The 13,568-nt window shown below is 70.1% G+C and carries 17 protein-coding genes; all 17 read right to left on the minus strand.

What is annotated here, in order from left to right:
* Nucleotides 1-7 precede the first annotated feature (7 nt).
* Nucleotides 8-1,321 carry a hypothetical protein gene (locus C1I98_RS06145; protein WP_111166095.1) on the minus strand — a complete coding sequence of 438 codons (1,314 nt, stop codon included), beginning with the start codon at nt 1,319-1,321 and terminating at the stop codon, nt 8-10.
* 7 nt (nt 1,322-1,328) lie between these two features.
* Nucleotides 1,329-1,628: a hypothetical protein gene (locus C1I98_RS06150; protein ID WP_111166096.1), complete on the minus strand. Its 300-nt coding sequence runs from the start codon at nt 1,626-1,628 to the stop codon at nt 1,329-1,331.
* Complete coding sequence (locus C1I98_RS06155) at nt 1,628-2,833, minus strand: LamG-like jellyroll fold domain-containing protein (RefSeq protein ID WP_111166097.1); 1,206 nt, start codon at nt 2,831-2,833, stop codon at nt 1,628-1,630. The genes C1I98_RS06150 and C1I98_RS06155 overlap by 1 nt, the downstream gene beginning before the upstream one ends.
* Before the next feature lie 29 nt (nt 2,834-2,862).
* Nucleotides 2,863-3,447 (minus strand): hypothetical protein, encoded by a 585-nt coding sequence (locus C1I98_RS06160; protein ID WP_111166098.1) that lies wholly within the window; start codon nt 3,445-3,447, stop codon nt 2,863-2,865.
* 63 nt (nt 3,448-3,510) lie between these two features.
* Nucleotides 3,511-4,392 carry an NAD-dependent epimerase/dehydratase family protein gene (locus C1I98_RS06165; protein ID WP_111166099.1) on the minus strand — a complete coding sequence of 294 codons (882 nt, stop codon included), beginning with the start codon at nt 4,390-4,392 and terminating at the stop codon, nt 3,511-3,513.
* A complete protein-coding gene (locus tag C1I98_RS06170) occupies nt 4,389-4,946 on the minus strand; it encodes a class I SAM-dependent methyltransferase (RefSeq protein ID WP_111166100.1) in 558 nt (185 codons plus the stop codon). Before C1I98_RS06170 ends, C1I98_RS06165 begins: the two co-directional genes overlap by 4 nt.
* Complete coding sequence (locus tag C1I98_RS06175; RefSeq protein WP_111166101.1) at nt 4,943-5,551, minus strand: hypothetical protein; 609 nt, start codon at nt 5,549-5,551, stop codon at nt 4,943-4,945. Before C1I98_RS06175 ends, C1I98_RS06170 begins: the two co-directional genes overlap by 4 nt.
* A gap of 91 nt (nt 5,552-5,642) precedes the next feature.
* Complete coding sequence (locus C1I98_RS06180) at nt 5,643-6,422, minus strand: glycosyltransferase family 2 protein (RefSeq protein WP_111166102.1); 780 nt, start codon at nt 6,420-6,422, stop codon at nt 5,643-5,645.
* Entirely contained in the window at nt 6,415-6,657 is a 243-nt protein-coding gene (locus C1I98_RS06185; RefSeq protein WP_111166103.1) for a hypothetical protein, read from the minus strand. The genes C1I98_RS06180 and C1I98_RS06185 overlap by 8 nt, the downstream gene beginning before the upstream one ends.
* Before the next feature lie 85 nt (nt 6,658-6,742).
* A complete protein-coding gene (locus tag C1I98_RS06190; RefSeq protein WP_111166104.1) occupies nt 6,743-8,203 on the minus strand; it encodes a phage major capsid protein in 1,461 nt (486 codons plus the stop codon).
* A complete protein-coding gene (locus tag C1I98_RS06195) occupies nt 8,203-9,114 on the minus strand; it encodes an HK97 family phage prohead protease (RefSeq protein ID WP_111166105.1) in 912 nt (303 codons plus the stop codon). Before C1I98_RS06195 ends, C1I98_RS06190 begins: the two co-directional genes overlap by 1 nt.
* Complete coding sequence (locus tag C1I98_RS06200) at nt 9,111-10,529, minus strand: phage portal protein (RefSeq protein WP_111166106.1); 1,419 nt, start codon at nt 10,527-10,529, stop codon at nt 9,111-9,113. Before C1I98_RS06200 ends, C1I98_RS06195 begins: the two co-directional genes overlap by 4 nt.
* The gene (locus C1I98_RS06205) at nt 10,529-10,756 is read right to left on the minus strand and encodes a hypothetical protein (RefSeq protein WP_111166107.1); all 228 of its coding nucleotides are present in this window, start codon (nt 10,754-10,756) and stop codon (nt 10,529-10,531) included. The genes C1I98_RS06200 and C1I98_RS06205 overlap by 1 nt, the downstream gene beginning before the upstream one ends.
* Nucleotides 10,753-10,986, minus strand: a complete 234-nt coding sequence (locus C1I98_RS06210) for a hypothetical protein (protein ID WP_146607307.1) — start codon at nt 10,984-10,986, stop codon at nt 10,753-10,755. Before C1I98_RS06210 ends, C1I98_RS06205 begins: the two co-directional genes overlap by 4 nt.
* Before the next feature lie 11 nt (nt 10,987-10,997).
* Nucleotides 10,998-12,524, minus strand: coding sequence for a terminase large subunit domain-containing protein (locus C1I98_RS06215; protein WP_111166109.1), 1,527 nt, complete (start codon nt 12,522-12,524; stop codon nt 10,998-11,000).
* Nucleotides 12,517-12,780: a hypothetical protein gene (locus C1I98_RS06220; protein ID WP_111166110.1), complete on the minus strand. Its 264-nt coding sequence runs from the start codon at nt 12,778-12,780 to the stop codon at nt 12,517-12,519. Before C1I98_RS06220 ends, C1I98_RS06215 begins: the two co-directional genes overlap by 8 nt.
* Nucleotides 12,777-13,067, minus strand: coding sequence for an HNH endonuclease (locus tag C1I98_RS41215; RefSeq protein ID WP_158557934.1), 291 nt, complete (start codon nt 13,065-13,067; stop codon nt 12,777-12,779). The genes C1I98_RS06220 and C1I98_RS41215 overlap by 4 nt, the downstream gene beginning before the upstream one ends.
* Between the last annotated feature and the right edge of the window lie 501 nt (nt 13,068-13,568).

The following is a 13,568-nucleotide window of genomic DNA, read 5'->3' on the forward strand; positions in this document are numbered from 1 at the left end:
GCACCCCCTACAGCGGTCGGGCCGCGGCCACCCCGCGCCGCGGGCCCCGGACGGTCCAGTGCCGGCGCGGTCGCCCGACCGGCCCGACGTCGCGATCCCGGACCACGGCCAGCACGTCGCCAGCGGTCGCGGCGTCGGCCACGCTGATCGGCGTGACCTCGATGGCCACGAAGCCGTCCCCGGCGACGGCCGCGTCCGCGAGGGTAAGCACGGTGGTCACGCCGAGCACATCGGACGCGCCGCCCACGTCGCCCGGCGTGGCAGCCACGCTCACAGCCACGGCGTCGGCGCCGAACCCCGCGTCCACGCCCGGCCGGAGCTGGCCGCTCAGCATGGACTCGGCCGCCGTACCGGCGTCGCCGAGGACCACCGCGGCGGTGGCCGCAACCGCATCCGCGCCGGCCGCCGCGTCCGCGACCGCAACACCCGCGTTCGCGCCGAGCACCTCGGCCCCGGCCGCCGAGTCCGGCAAGCCCGTGGCGACCGTCACAGTGATGGCATCCGCAGCGGTCGCGGCGTCGGCGGTCGCGGCGGCAGCCGCCACGGTAACCGCGTCGGCCGCTCCAGCGCTGTCCGCCGGGCCGGCCGTCGCGGACACGGCCACGGCGTCGGCGGCGATTGCGGCATCTCCCGCCGGGACGGCCGCGGCGAGCCCAATGGCGTCCGCGCCCTGGCCGACATCGGCGATCGAGATCGGCGTCTCGCCCGAGCCAAGCGAGATGGTGAACCCGAGCCGGGCGAAAAGCGTGCCTGACGCGACAAAGTTCGCATCGCTCGTGGCATCACCCGTGACGAGCTGGCGGTATGCCCCTGCCACGATCGTGTAGCCGTTCGAGTGGGCATCGGCGCCCGCAGGCTCGGTGAACCCCGCAGGTGGCGTGAAGGTACGGCCGGTCCCGTTGCCATTCCCGGCGGCGAAGCGGATCTCCAGATCCGACGTGCTGGTGGGCGTGATCCCCGGCGTCGTCACATTGGTGCCGCTCCCAGCCATGGAAAAGGCTGTAACGGCAGGCAGTCCGGCGTCTTGGATACTCCACAGGTGTGCCACGCCGTCGGCGTTCGTGCCCTGTGTAAGGGCCAGGTTCCCGGACTCGCTGCCAGTGGCCTCCTTGACCCACAGCTTGCCGCGCATGTTGCCGGACGAGGCGTCCACCGCCAGCAGCGGGGCACCGAAACCGACAGGGTTCGCCATGTCGGCCAGCTCCCCGATGTCGGCGAACTGAGCCAGGACGAGCACGTCCCCTGCGGCTAGGGTCGGGTAGGCGATGTTATAGCTGGCACCGTTGCGGGTCGCGGTGGTACGAGCGCGCAGCGACGGCACAACGCGCTCAGAAGATGTTCACGGGGCCGGAGTAGAGCACGGGCGTCTCGGTGACCGCGGTGACCCGCACCCACATTTGCCACAGCCCGTCCGTCAGGGTCACGGTGCCTCCGGGCCCTACCAGGATCCGCGCGTCCGCGCCCGCTGGGGTCAGGTTGGCCCATTCGGCGGTCTTCCAGTCACCGCTCCCGGGCTCGTCGGCCCGCACGAAGGCCACCTCCACGGTCTCGATCCCGAGCGCGCCGCCCACCCATGCGTACACGTACTCGCGGCTGAGGCTGGAGATCGACAGCGCATCGTGCATCATCACACCTCCAGCGGCACGTCAGTACGGGGCGGGCGCACGCTCCAGCTATGGCGAGGCCGGTCCGCCGACCAGGCGCGGCGCGGGGCGCGCACCGGCCATGCCCTCCGCGGTGGACCAGGGTCGCCGATCTCCCGCACGATGTAGCTCTGCACCGCCAGGGCATCGCCTGCCGTCGCCGCGTCGGCGAGCGCCTTGCCCACGAGCTGCGCACGCTCGACCGCGTCGGCCGCGACCGCCGAGTCGGCGAGCGGCAGTGACGCGGTGATGGACAGCGCATCGGCACCGGTGCCGCCCTCGTTGAGCGCCACGGCGGCGCCAGCCTGGAACGCGTCCACACCTGCGCCCGCGTCGGCGACCGGGACCGGCATGCCGCTGCTGATCGCCTCGCCGGCCGTGGCGGCGTCCGCCAGCGGTGTGATCGCGGCGATCGCGAGACTTTCGGCGCCTGTGCCGGAGTCGGCCACGCCCAGGCCTGCGGCGACGGCCACACCTGTGCTTGCCGCGGCGGCCTCCGCGAGCGCCACGGTGGCGGCGGCGGTCAGTGTGTCGGCCGCTGATGCTGAGTCGGTCGGCGCGACCGCGGTGACGTCATCCGGATCCGGCTCCTGCGTGACGCCCGCTCCGCCCGAAAGGGTGCGCCCATTGCCGCTGTCATCGGTCGTCGATGGCCCATCGAACCGGTAGTACGCCGCCAGGCCCGCGGTTCGGACCGGGGCGTACTGGGTGGCCTCCGTTTCGAGCTCGTCTGCGGTGAGCGTGGCCGTCCAGATCTTCAGTCCGGCCATGCAGCCGTTGAGCCACGCACTCGTTCCGGACAGCCACTCGCCGATGCTCAGGCTCGCCGCGTTCGTCGAATGGGAGATGCCCCAGAACCCGCTGGAGAACTCGCTGGAGAACGCGGTCGCCTCGTAGGAGATTCTCACGTTCGAGGCGTCCACGGTCGCCGCGACGTAGCACCACTGCCCCACGTTGGTGTTGAAAGCCACGGGGGGTGTGGTGTTCTCGGTGTAGACGCCGACTTCACCGGCGGCGTTGATCTCCAGCGACAGGTAGTTGCTCGCCCCGTTGTGGATTACCCACGGCACTACGCGGGTGTTCCGGTCAACGGAGATCTTGATCCAGCAGGCGACCGTCAGGCTCGTCCGGACCCCCAGGCCCAGGGACGCCGTGTACCGCTGGCCAGGGCCACTGAACCGGATCGCCATGGACGTCTACCGATCCGGGCGTTAGATGATCAGGTCCACGAGAGGGTCGCAGTGGCCGTCCAGACCTGGCCGGACGCCTTGGTGCCCTGGTTCGACACCGCTGCGTTGAGCAGTGGCGCGACCTCTGTCGCGCCGTCCGTGGTCCCGAAGTCCACGCCGAACTTCTGCCATGCGAAGTTCGCTACGCCCGTTCCGAAGGTCGCCGAAATCGTCAGGGTCGTCGTAGGCGGCCCGGCGCCGGCCCCGATCGTGCCCACTCCTGCGGCGGTCTTGAAGTACTTGTTCGTGGAGCCGGTGAGCGTGGTGTCCGCCGTGGTGACTGCTGTGGTCCCGTCACCCACACCGATACGGGTATGGGTGGCGTCCATGGCCTGGGTCGAGCCGGTGCCGATCAGCAGGTTCAGGATCCGCGTCCACCCCGCCGACAGGATCGCGTTTCCCAGGTGCTCCGTCGTCTGGTAGCTGGCCACGCCCAGCTTGCGGAACACGTGGCCCCCGGGCGACACCAGGCCCGACTTACGTCGCACCCAGCCGACCGCGTCGGCGTCCCATCGTTCAACCTGCCACAGCGTCGTCCCCCGGCCGGAATCGGTCGGCGCGAGCCGCACGCCCACACCCACTCCCTCAGCAGCCGTACCCGCGTCAATAATCACGCGTCCCCCTTGCTCAGATCACCGTTAGGCCGGCGCCAATGCGCGCCGGACGCCGTCCTCGATCGACACCGCCGGCCGGTAGATGCCGAACATCCGGGCCGGGTCACCGACCCGATACGCCACTCCGGCCGGCGCGTCCTCGCGCAGTTCGACCCGCGGCCGGTATCCCGCCTCGGCGCACACCATCGCGGCGAGTTCGCGCATGCTCGTGCCGATTCCTGTGCAGAGGTTGACCGGCTCGCGCACATCGGCGTCCACCACGGCCAGCGCGCCGGCCACAAGGTCGTCGATGTGGATCCAGTCGCGGACCTGCTCGCCGCTGCCCCAGATGACGAACGGGTCCTCGCGGCGTCGTGCTCGCGCCACGAACGCCCCGAAGGGCCATTGCTCGCCCTGGCCGGTGCCGTAGCCGGAGAACGGCCGCACGATGTGCACGGCGAGCCCGGCCTGCGCCGCGGCTGCGGCCATGCGCTCGCCGGTGAGCTTCGTCCACCCGTATGAGGCATCCGGAGCACCGATGTTGTACCGGTCGAACCGGATCATCTCCTCGCGCAGGTCCATCGCGGCGGCGAGATCGTCTTGCAGGTCGATGGGGTATGCCGCGCTGCTGGACAGGTACAGCACCCGCCGCTGCCGGGTGCGCACCGCCCAGGTGAACATCGCGGCATCCAGCGCCAGGTCCCGCGCGAGGTTCATCGGCAGTCCGTCGATCGCCGCCCGATGCGGAGCGGTCGCCGCCGCATGCACCACCAGGTCGAACCGGTCGCGCTCCTCGCGGTACAGGTCGTGGGCGTCGCTGCCGTGCGCGACATCGACCGCATGCACCGACCAGCCCCGGTCAGACAGGGCGGCGAGCATGTGACGGCCGACGAACCCGGCGGCGCCGGTCACCAGCGCGGTCTTCATCGAACCCCCCAGATGCCGAAGCAGTACGGCAGGCCCTGCGGCCGGAAGTCCGCCGTGGCGTAGACGTGCAGCGTCCACCCGGCGGCGGCGAGCATCTCCTCGATGTCCTCGCGCGACCAGGCCCAGTAGTGCTCGGGGTTGTCGTCGTCCCAGGCGTCCACGGGCGTCGAGAGCACCAGCATGCGGGCACGGTCGCGGATCCGGCCCAGCACCAGCATGGGCGCGTCCACGTGCTCAAGCGTCTCCGAGCACACGAACAGGTCCACCTGCGGGATCTGCATGATGGTGTCCTCGATCGGGCCCTGGAACCGGTAGCCGGGCGCGATGTCGCCGAAGTACTTCGCGCCCGCAGGGACCGCGGACAGAATCGCGCCGTTCCCACACGACAGGTCCGCCGCCGCATCGACGCCGTCCCCGGCCATCCACCGGGCCACCGCGACGGTCACGTCCACGCGCAGGCGGTGATCCCGCCACCGGCGATGGTCGTGCGGCGTGCGGTAGAGGGCTTTGAGCTCGGCGTCCGAGTAGGCCGGACGCAGGCGCTTCCTGGTCACTTCGGTACCGCGGCGGCGGCCTGGATCACGGCGAGGGTCTCACGGTGGCCGTGCTCGCTCATGTACGCCTCGAACGCCTTCCGGTCCTGGTCGTAGACCTCGCGCGCATTGACGCGCCGGTAGCCCGCATCCCAGGCCGCGGTCCCGGCCACCGGGTGCAGGTGCTCGACGACCACGTTCCGCAGGTAGGTGATGCATGCGGCCGCCTGACCGAGCCGCAGCCAGTAGTTGTCCACGTACATGTGCCGCAGGGTCGGCGGGGCCATGTGCCCGAGCGCCCGCACCACCGGCGTGCTGATCGCGACCTGCGTGGGCAGGCGCACTCCCTGGACCAGATCGTTGCCGTACACGAAGCCGGGCAGGCTACGCAGAGCGGTCAGGTAGGCGGCATCCCAGCCGCGCGTACGGGGACGGTGGTCATCCCCCATGAACCCGATCGCCGTCGGGGCGTCGGCGGACTGAAGCCAGTCGCGCACGGACGCGTTGAGGGCCGCCACCATGCCGGTGGGCGTCGCCTCGCAGATCATGACGCTCGCCCCCGTCCCGAGGACGGCCTTCGAGTACGCCTCCAGCGTCGGGTCATCAGCATCGACGGCGAACCACAAGCGGGTATCGGCTTCACAGGTTTCCGCGAATGCGGCGATCAGCTCTACGGCCGACCGGGGTCGTCCCCGCGATGGGACGATCACGACGAGGTCAGGCGCCTTGGGTGACACGCTCGCCAGCGGCATCGCTCACCGCCCCGCCCTCGGCACCGGCGCGGTAGGGCGCCTCGAACAGCCGGTACTCCTCCTCGCCCAGCCAGATCTGCTTGTGATGCGAGGTCGGGACGCCAGTGTGCACGAAGACAGGGAGCCCGATCTTGTTCAGCCGGTAGCAGAAGGAAAGGTCCTCGCCGACCGGCCGGCCGTCCGCGAAGTTCACGGGGTCGAACCAGGCATCACCCGCGTCGGCGCGCACCTTCTCGGCCGCCGACCGGTGAATCAGCAGGCACGCGGCGCCCGTGCCCGCGACCTGGGTGAGCGCGTTCGGCGCGTAGTCGCGCCGCACGTGAAAGCCGAAGGTGCCCTTCGGGTCGCGCCCCCAGTCGTAGATCGTCGGGAAGGGCCGCACCTTCCAGCCGCACATGCCGTCCGGGGCCACCTCCCGCAGCCCGAAGCACAGCGCACCCACCACCGGCCGCTCCGCCGGGTCGGCCGCCTCGACCAGGCGGTCAACGGTGTCCGGCAAGAAGCCCATGTCGGAGTCCACGCACCACAGCCACTCGGCGTCCGACCGGTCGAGAAACTGCTGGACGATTTCGTTGCGGGCCTGCACCAGGCCGCCCGCGCCGCAGCGGAATTGCAGCACTCCCGCGCGGATCACCCGCGCATGGTTGACCATGTCGTGGGAGATCAGCTTCATCAGCGAGTCGGAGAAGCTGTGCGAGGTGACGTTGGGATGCAGGTAGGCGCCCAGGACGGTGCCGTTACTCACCCGCAGGGCCGTCCTTCCGGGCCGGCTTACGGGTCTGCCGCCGCTCACCGGGCGCCTGGGTGGCCCGCTCCACCACCGGTGCGGTCCGCTGCGGCGACTGCGGATCCTCGGCGAAGAGCGCCGGATGGGCCTTGACGAACGGGTCATCGGCGGGCCACTGCTGGTCAGTGTTCAGGTGGACGCGGCCTCCCTCCCACCGGACGACCGCGACACAGGTCGGGAAGACGTAAGCCATCAGGAACCTCTCTCCTCGGAGGTGGCGGGTGGTGGTGCCCGCCGGCCGACCACCCAGGCGGCCGGCGGGAGTTAATGCGAAACCGCTACTGGTTTTGAAGGAGCCTGAATCCGGCAGTGTTGATCACGTCGGCGCCGACTCGCGCCCAGGCGTACCAGGCGCGCTGGCCGATCGGTCGGTTGTTGGTGTTGCCGAACACGTGCGGAACGAGCTCGACGCTCATGCCCGCGCGCTGGGCGATCAAGTAGTTCTTGAAGTCGCCCAGGACCACCAGGTTCGCGGCGCCGGTCGTGGACGTGAAGTCGTCCATGAAGTCGTTCTCGTAGTAGTTCTTGCCGAACAGCTTCGGGATCGACTCCTGCGTCAGGTTGACCGAGAAGTTCGAGCCGCCGGACCCGCCGGAGCCGAACTGGCGGACCTCGTTCATGACGTCTGTGCTGCTCATCCACGACGGCATGCGGTTGCGGTACTTGATCGGCAGAGCATCCCACAGCTTGTAGATGTCGACCGCGCCGAACACGCCGTCGGTGGTGACGGTGACCTCACTGGCGGGGGTGGCGTCGAGCTTAGTGACCACGCCCGTGGGCTCGTTGGTGCCGGAGCCGGTGGTGAGCTTTTGCGCCAGAAGCTCGCGGTAGCCCTCGTCCAGCAGCACGCTCATCTCCGACGCGAAGCCCGGGTAGTCCATCCCGACCTCGATCGTGTACGGGATGTAGCCCTGCGCCTTGTGTGCGGGCACGGTGGGCTGCGCCAGGGTCGGTGAGTCGTCGCTGACCTCGGCCGACTCGGGGTCGAACGACCAGGACACGCCCGCGCTCGACACACCCTTCCATTCGTCGTTGGTGATCGTCTCCACCCTGGCGAGGTTCAGGATGTCGTTCGGGCTGCCCTGCGCCACGAGCATGATGGTCGGGTCGATCAGCACCGGGACGCCGAAGCCGCCGCCCGGGTCCGAGCCGATCGACATGGCCCGGTACTCCTCGTACACCTCCACCGCGTGCTGCTCCTCCGGAGTCAGCACCGGGTGAGCCCGCGTGATCAACTTCATGAACGCGTTGCGGTAGTGCTCGGTCTCCGTGATCAGCAGACGGCGGGCCACGTGCGCGCCGTTGCAGTCGCGGGTGCGGGTGCGCAGCACCTTGATCGCGCGCGCGAGCTGCTCGTCGTCGGCATGCTCCGTCAGCGAGGGGTCCTCCAGCGCCTTCAGCGCCTTGTCGCGCGCCTTCAGGTCCGGCAGGGCCCGCACGTCGGCGCCGTCCCACGGATCGACGCACTGCATCACCTGCACGCCGCGCACGTCGAGGTTGCCGTCGCCGGCCTCGGTGGTGCCGCGCGCGGCGAACCCGGCCACCGCGCTCCGCCGCCGGTCCAGGTCGGCCTGGCGAGCGCGCTCCTCTTCTTGGAGCCGGAGCTGCTCGGTGCGCTGCTCCTCCAGCTCGGTCCAGCGGGCCTGCTGCTCGGCGGTGAGCGCCTCGTCGCCGGCGGCCTCGTGTAGTTCGCGCATCTCGGTCTCGATCTCACCGAGCCTGCGCAGGATCTCGTCCATCAGGACGCCTCCCTGGTCAGGAACGAATAGCGCTGCGCCCTCAGCCGGGCGTCGCGCTGCGAATGGGTGAGACCTGTCGCGTGGTGCACTACCGGGGTGTCCGGCGCGTCGGTCGGGGTGGTCGCGGCCTCGTCCGGCGTGGTGTCCTGCCTCTCGTCGGCGACCGGCTGCGGGTCGGCGGCGGGCGGGACGGCCTCACTGTCGGAGGTGCGGAGTCCGTGGCGGGCACGGAAGTCGGTGAAGCCGCGCACGAGCGCGTCATGGCGGCCGGAGTCGCGGGTGCGAAGCTGCTCGCCGTACCAGTCGGTGAGTGCAACGGCCGAGCGCATGCCAGCGGTCGCCGCATGGCTGGCGGGCCAGGTGACCGGCCCGCACTCGAACAGGCGCACCTGTAGGACGCTGCGCTCGGGCAGGCCCTCGGGGTTGTGCTCGGACGCCTCCGGCTCATGAACCCAGACGTCCTCCATCACGTTGAACATGAAGCTGGAGCCGTATCCCCCCGCGCGCAGGCCCGGGATCAGGTCGCGGTTGTAGGAGGTGTCGAGCAGCGGGACCTCGGCCCACACGCCGTCGGTGCGCTCCTCCAGCAGCTCGGGCACGCCGAGGATCTTCTGGTCGATCTGGTAGTCGTACCCGTGGTTGAAGAAGATCTTCACCCGGTCGCCGCGCTCCTGGATGGTCTTGGTGAACGTGCCGGGCAGGACGCGTTCCAGAAAGCGGCCCTCATGCCAAGAGTTGATTTCGTACCACACGCCGAACGCCGAGAAGCGCAACACCATGACCTGCTCCCCCGCGCTGTCGGCGCGGGCCTCGGCGTTGGGGGCGGAGTCCAGTCCTTCGGGTTCTGCGGCGGCCCGCGGATGGAGGCTGACGGGCGCGGCGTTCGCCCGCACGGTGATCAGATGCTTCACTGCTGCTCTTCCTCCTCGTCGGGGCCGGTGCCTTCGTCGTCTGCGGCATCGTCCTCGGGTTCGTCTTCGGTCTCGTCGGACTGGCCGGAGTCGTTCGGCTGCTTGAACTTCGTGCCGGGTGGCTGAAGCTGCACGCTGAGCAGGCCGGTGTGCACGAGCAGGCTGGAGTCCTGAGCGGCGACGGCGGCCTGCGCCGACTCGGCGGTGAACCCTTCGCGGACGAGGTTCGCGATCGTGGATGCCTGGATGGAGAAGATCTGCGCGGCGTCCTTCTGGTCTTCTCTCAGGAAGCTCACGTCGCGGTCGTCGTACCAGAGCTCCGCGCCCGGCCGGGGCGGCAGCAGGCTGGCCAGCGACCCGGCCGCGTTACGCCACAAAGGCCGCAACGTACCGTCGCCGAAACGCCGTCTGGCCTGCGCATAGTTGGAGTACGTGGCAGATGATAGCCCCTCGGACAGGCCCACGATGACCGGCGGCACACCCATGGCTGCGGCCACGCGCGTCTCCCCCAGGGCCTGGATGGCCTTGTAGGACATCTCCTGGAAGTTGCTGCCGACGGTCTTCACGTCGGCGCCGCCGCCCAAGTACAAGGTCTTGAAGGCGTTGAGCGCCCCAGCGTGACCGGCCTCCATTACGGCCTTGAAGCGGGCGAATGCCTCCGGCGTGACCGACGAGTCCATCGTCACGACCATGTTCGGAGAGGCGCCGTTCTCGAAGAACTTCAGCTTGTGGGTGGTGGCCGCCTGGTCTCCCTCGATGTCGCGGATCACCGACTGCAACAGCGACATGCCGCGATAGGAGGCGATCGGGTCCGGCACCGGCGCGTAGTGGCAGACCTCCTCGGGCAGCAGCACCTGCGCCTGGCCGCCCGGCGGCTGGTAGATGTAGCCGATCAGCTCGGAGTCCAGGTCGAACGCTTCCAGGTCGGGATTCTCATACGAGCCGAGCACGATGGTCACCCAGTCCGGCCGCATGCGCACGATGCGCTCCTGGCCGGCCGCATTCCGGCGCCGCGTTGCGTAGAACCCGCCGGCCAGCGTCGAGTCCTGCTCCATCCGCGCCAGCAGATCACCCGTCGAGCCGCCCAGCCACGGCCGCTCCAGCAGCCCGAGCTCGGGGGCGCCGAACAGCGCCCCCAGCCGACCGCCGCGGCTGAAGCCTCGCCACTGAAAGCGCGCCTCGGAGAAGACCAGCAGCCGGGCGAGCAGGCACGCGAACACCACACCCGACCGCTTGTAGACGCCGTTGACGATGCCGTCGAAGTTGCCCTCGACGCGCTCCTGGCCGCCGGTGACCGTCCCGTAGAGGCTGGCTCCGAACGGGCCGTCGGCGAACAGGCTGAGGTAGTCGTCCCACCCGAAGCGCCGCTCGAAGCGCTCGGCATGCCTCGCCGTGACCCTCTCCAGCAGGCCCATCAGGGGCCGGCCGCCCGCTGCTCGTACGCGTCCGGCGACGTCGGCGCCCAGACGAAGTAGGAGGCGTCGGACTTGGCCTCAGCATCCCGCCACCGCGTCAGGAAGTCACCGATCTCGTCGAGGTGGGAGCCGTCCTCACGGGCCGTCCAGGGCCCGAACGCCTCGGACTCGCAGCCGCTGGCGCCATCCCACTCGATCGTCACGAAGACGAGCGGGGTCTCGCTCACCGCCGGCCGCCCTTCACCGGCCGCGAGCGGGCCGCGTCACGCCAGCCCTCGCCCGCCGCTACCCACGCGATCGTGAGCCCCAACCAGACCTTGCTCACAGTCCAGCCGAGCACGTACGGGATACCTACTAGGAGCGTGACCAGTAGCCGCGCCAGCCTGCGCAGACCGGCGCGCACGTCGCGCCGCCGGGCCTCCTGCGAGATCCGCTCCACGGGGATCGTCAAAGCCATCGCCGCCCCCCTCACCCGAACTGCACCCACGGCTCAGGCGCCTCGTCCTCGACATGGCCTTTTGTCGCAAACCCCCACGCGGCGCTGGTCACCGCGACCAGCGACGAGATGTCCACCGCCGTGGTCAGGGCGTCCCACGCGTGCGCGGTGCCAAGCTTCCGCGTCGCAGCCCCGGCCACCGCGGCGTCGAGCGCCGGATGCGGCCGGACACGCGCGCCCGGATCGCCCTCCTCGGGCATCACAGCGTCCAGAAGCTGGCCGAACGCGTGCGCCACCTCGCGCGCCGTCGGCTTGGTGATCTCCAGGGTGGTGACCTCGCGGGTCTGCGGATCCTCGATCCGGACCGCCTCAAGGTCGGCGATCAGCGACCCCGCGGGGCCGCCTGCGTCCACCACCCAGGCGACCGGATCCCACCGCTTCTGAAGCTGCGCGGCGCGGTCCGGTACCCACCGAGTGCCCGGCCGGTAGTCCACGACCTCCAGGTGCAGCAGCCCATCAGCGCGGCGGCCCGCCGTGGCGATCGCCGCCCAGCTCCGGTCCGGGCTGACGTGGATCGCGAACGCCACCCGGCCCACGGCCTCGGACTGCTCGTCGGCGACCGCCCGCCACCGCTCCTCGGGGATGACCGTCCACTGGCTCGCCTTGTCGGTCGGCCAGTTCCCCACCGATAGGCGCTCGCGGTCGAAGCCCGTAGGCGACATCGAGGTGTACTCGCGCTGAACGTGCTCGACCGAGATCCGAATGCCGAGACTGGGATTCGCCTTCGCCCAGCTTGCCGGGTCGTCGCGGTCGTCGTGGTCGGTGCAGGTGATAGTGCCCTCGGCGTCGCGCGCGCACTGCTCTGTGTGCGGGTCGATGCTCCATTCCAGGTACGTCAGCGCGGGATCGTCGCCCGCGATGCCCCGGCGGCGCACCGCGGCGAGTTGCTCGCACGGCGCAATGGCCTTGTCCGCGGCCGATGATCCGTACCACGCCTGCGGGTTGGGCCGCGCGGACATGGTAGGCATCTGCGCGTCAACGGCGGTCGAAGGGAGGTTGAACGCCTCATCCCAGATGTTGAGGTCGCCACTGAAGCCCCGGCCGCTGCCGGTCGAGCGGGCGATGACCCGGAGACGCTGGCCGGTCGTGAGCTCGATGCCCTCGTCGCCGTGCGCCGTCACGATCTTCCGGACCCGCCGTCGGAACTCGTCCTTGCCGTCGATCAGGAGCCGGATCCGCCGGAAGAACTCTTGCGCACTCTTGAACTCGTGGCACGAGTACATGATCAGCCGCTCGTCGAACAGGAACAGGCCGGCGAGCACTCTGGCCTCGAAGATCGCGCCCTTGCCGTTCTGGCGCGCTACGACCAGGCCGGTCTCGAACGACGTCCACCGGCCGTCACGCCGCTCCCCCAGGGCGTCGTCGAGTACCAGGCGTTGCCACGGATCCAGCACCAGCCCGGCCGTCTCGGCGAGCTCCGCCGCGTCAGCCCCCGATGACCGGTACGACTCCGGCACCCATCGGATCCGCGGTGTCTGCTCGCCGATCAGCTCAGGCACGGTTCGCCCGACGGGTCCGCAGCTCGTCGATCGCGTCCTCGGCCGGTTGTCCGGCGGCGACCCGCTCCAGCGCCTCCAGCGTCGCGCGCAGCTCCTTGTGCAGCATCGCCGCCGCTGTCGGGCGCACGCCGTCCACACCGAGCCGTACCGCGATGTCCAGCGCGGCCATCGCCAGCGTGCTCTTCGCATCGACGCCCAGCCGCCGCAGGTCCCCGCGGACCGATGCCACCAGGTCCACGCGCACGCTGCGCGTCACGAGGCCAGCTCCAGCCGCCCGCCCTTGCGGCTGTTGCACACGAAATGCGCGAGCTGCACGTTCGCCGGCGTGTCATCGCCGCCCGCCACCACCGGTACGACGTGATCAATCGTCGGGGCCCACAGCTTCGGCCAGACGAGCTTCATGTCCACCGGATCGCGGCAGATCTGACAGCAGAAGCCATCCCGCTCGGCGATCTCCACAAGCGTGTACGGCTCCGACGCCACACGGGCGAGATCGAGCCGCCGCCGCCGGTTCTTCCGCCGCCAGTGCTCAAGGTCCCGCAACGCCTTCCGGACGACCCGGCAGCGATCGCACAGCGCAACGACACCACACGTGGCCACTGCAACTAGGCAGTCCTCGCACGCGCGGAGCGGGCGCGGTGCCTGGCGCGCCTCGGTGATGGCACGGAGGCGAGCCTCACGTTCGCAAGCTGATGAGCACGTCCGCCTTCGATGACCGCCCGTCCAGGCGTCGAACTCCAGCCCGCATGTAGTGCACGGTGCCTTGCTCGCAGCCCGCCGACACGGTCGGCATTTAAGACTTCCCGCCGGTAGCGATGTTGTCCCCGACCAGAGCAGCTTGCCGCAAGACGAGCACGGCGTGTCCGGCCTACGTGGCATGAGAACTCCCCAGGCATGCGGAAGCCCCGGCGCCTGGGGGCGGCCGGGGCTTCCTTCCCGCCGGGATCAGCGGCGGGCGACTACAGGATGTGATGTAGCGGACGGTGACGAAGATGGGCAGAAGCGAGTGGCGCTCCGGCTCGCATCACGGAACGTGACGGCGAA

The sequence above is a fragment of the Spongiactinospora gelatinilytica genome, assembly GCF_003236385.1.
Taxonomy (GTDB): Bacteria; Actinomycetota; Actinomycetes; order Streptosporangiales; family Streptosporangiaceae; genus Spongiactinospora; species Spongiactinospora gelatinilytica.

Bases quoted from the DNA above. Each gene is read 5' to 3' on its own strand.
- C1I98_RS06150 (WP_111166096.1), bottom strand. From the start codon at position 1,628: ATGATGCACGATGCGCTGTCGATCTCCAGCCTCAGCCGCGAGTACGTG.
- C1I98_RS06155 (WP_111166097.1), bottom strand. From the start codon at position 2,833: ATGGCGATCCGGTTCAGTGGCCCTGGCCAGCGGTACACGGCGTCCCTG.
- C1I98_RS06165 (WP_111166099.1), bottom strand. From the start codon at position 4,392: ATGAAGACCGCGCTGGTGACCGGCGCCGCCGGGTTCGTCGGCCGTCAC.
- C1I98_RS06185 (WP_111166103.1), bottom strand. From the start codon at position 6,657: ATGGCTTACGTCTTCCCGACCTGTGTCGCGGTCGTCCGGTGGGAGGGA.
- C1I98_RS06190 (WP_111166104.1), bottom strand. From the start codon at position 8,203: ATGGACGAGATCCTGCGCAGGCTCGGTGAGATCGAGACCGAGATGCGC.
- C1I98_RS06200 (WP_111166106.1), bottom strand. From the start codon at position 10,529: ATGGGCCTGCTGGAGAGGGTCACGGCGAGGCATGCCGAGCGCTTCGAG.
- C1I98_RS06210 (WP_146607307.1), bottom strand. From the start codon at position 10,986: ATGGCTTTGACGATCCCCGTGGAGCGGATCTCGCAGGAGGCCCGGCGG.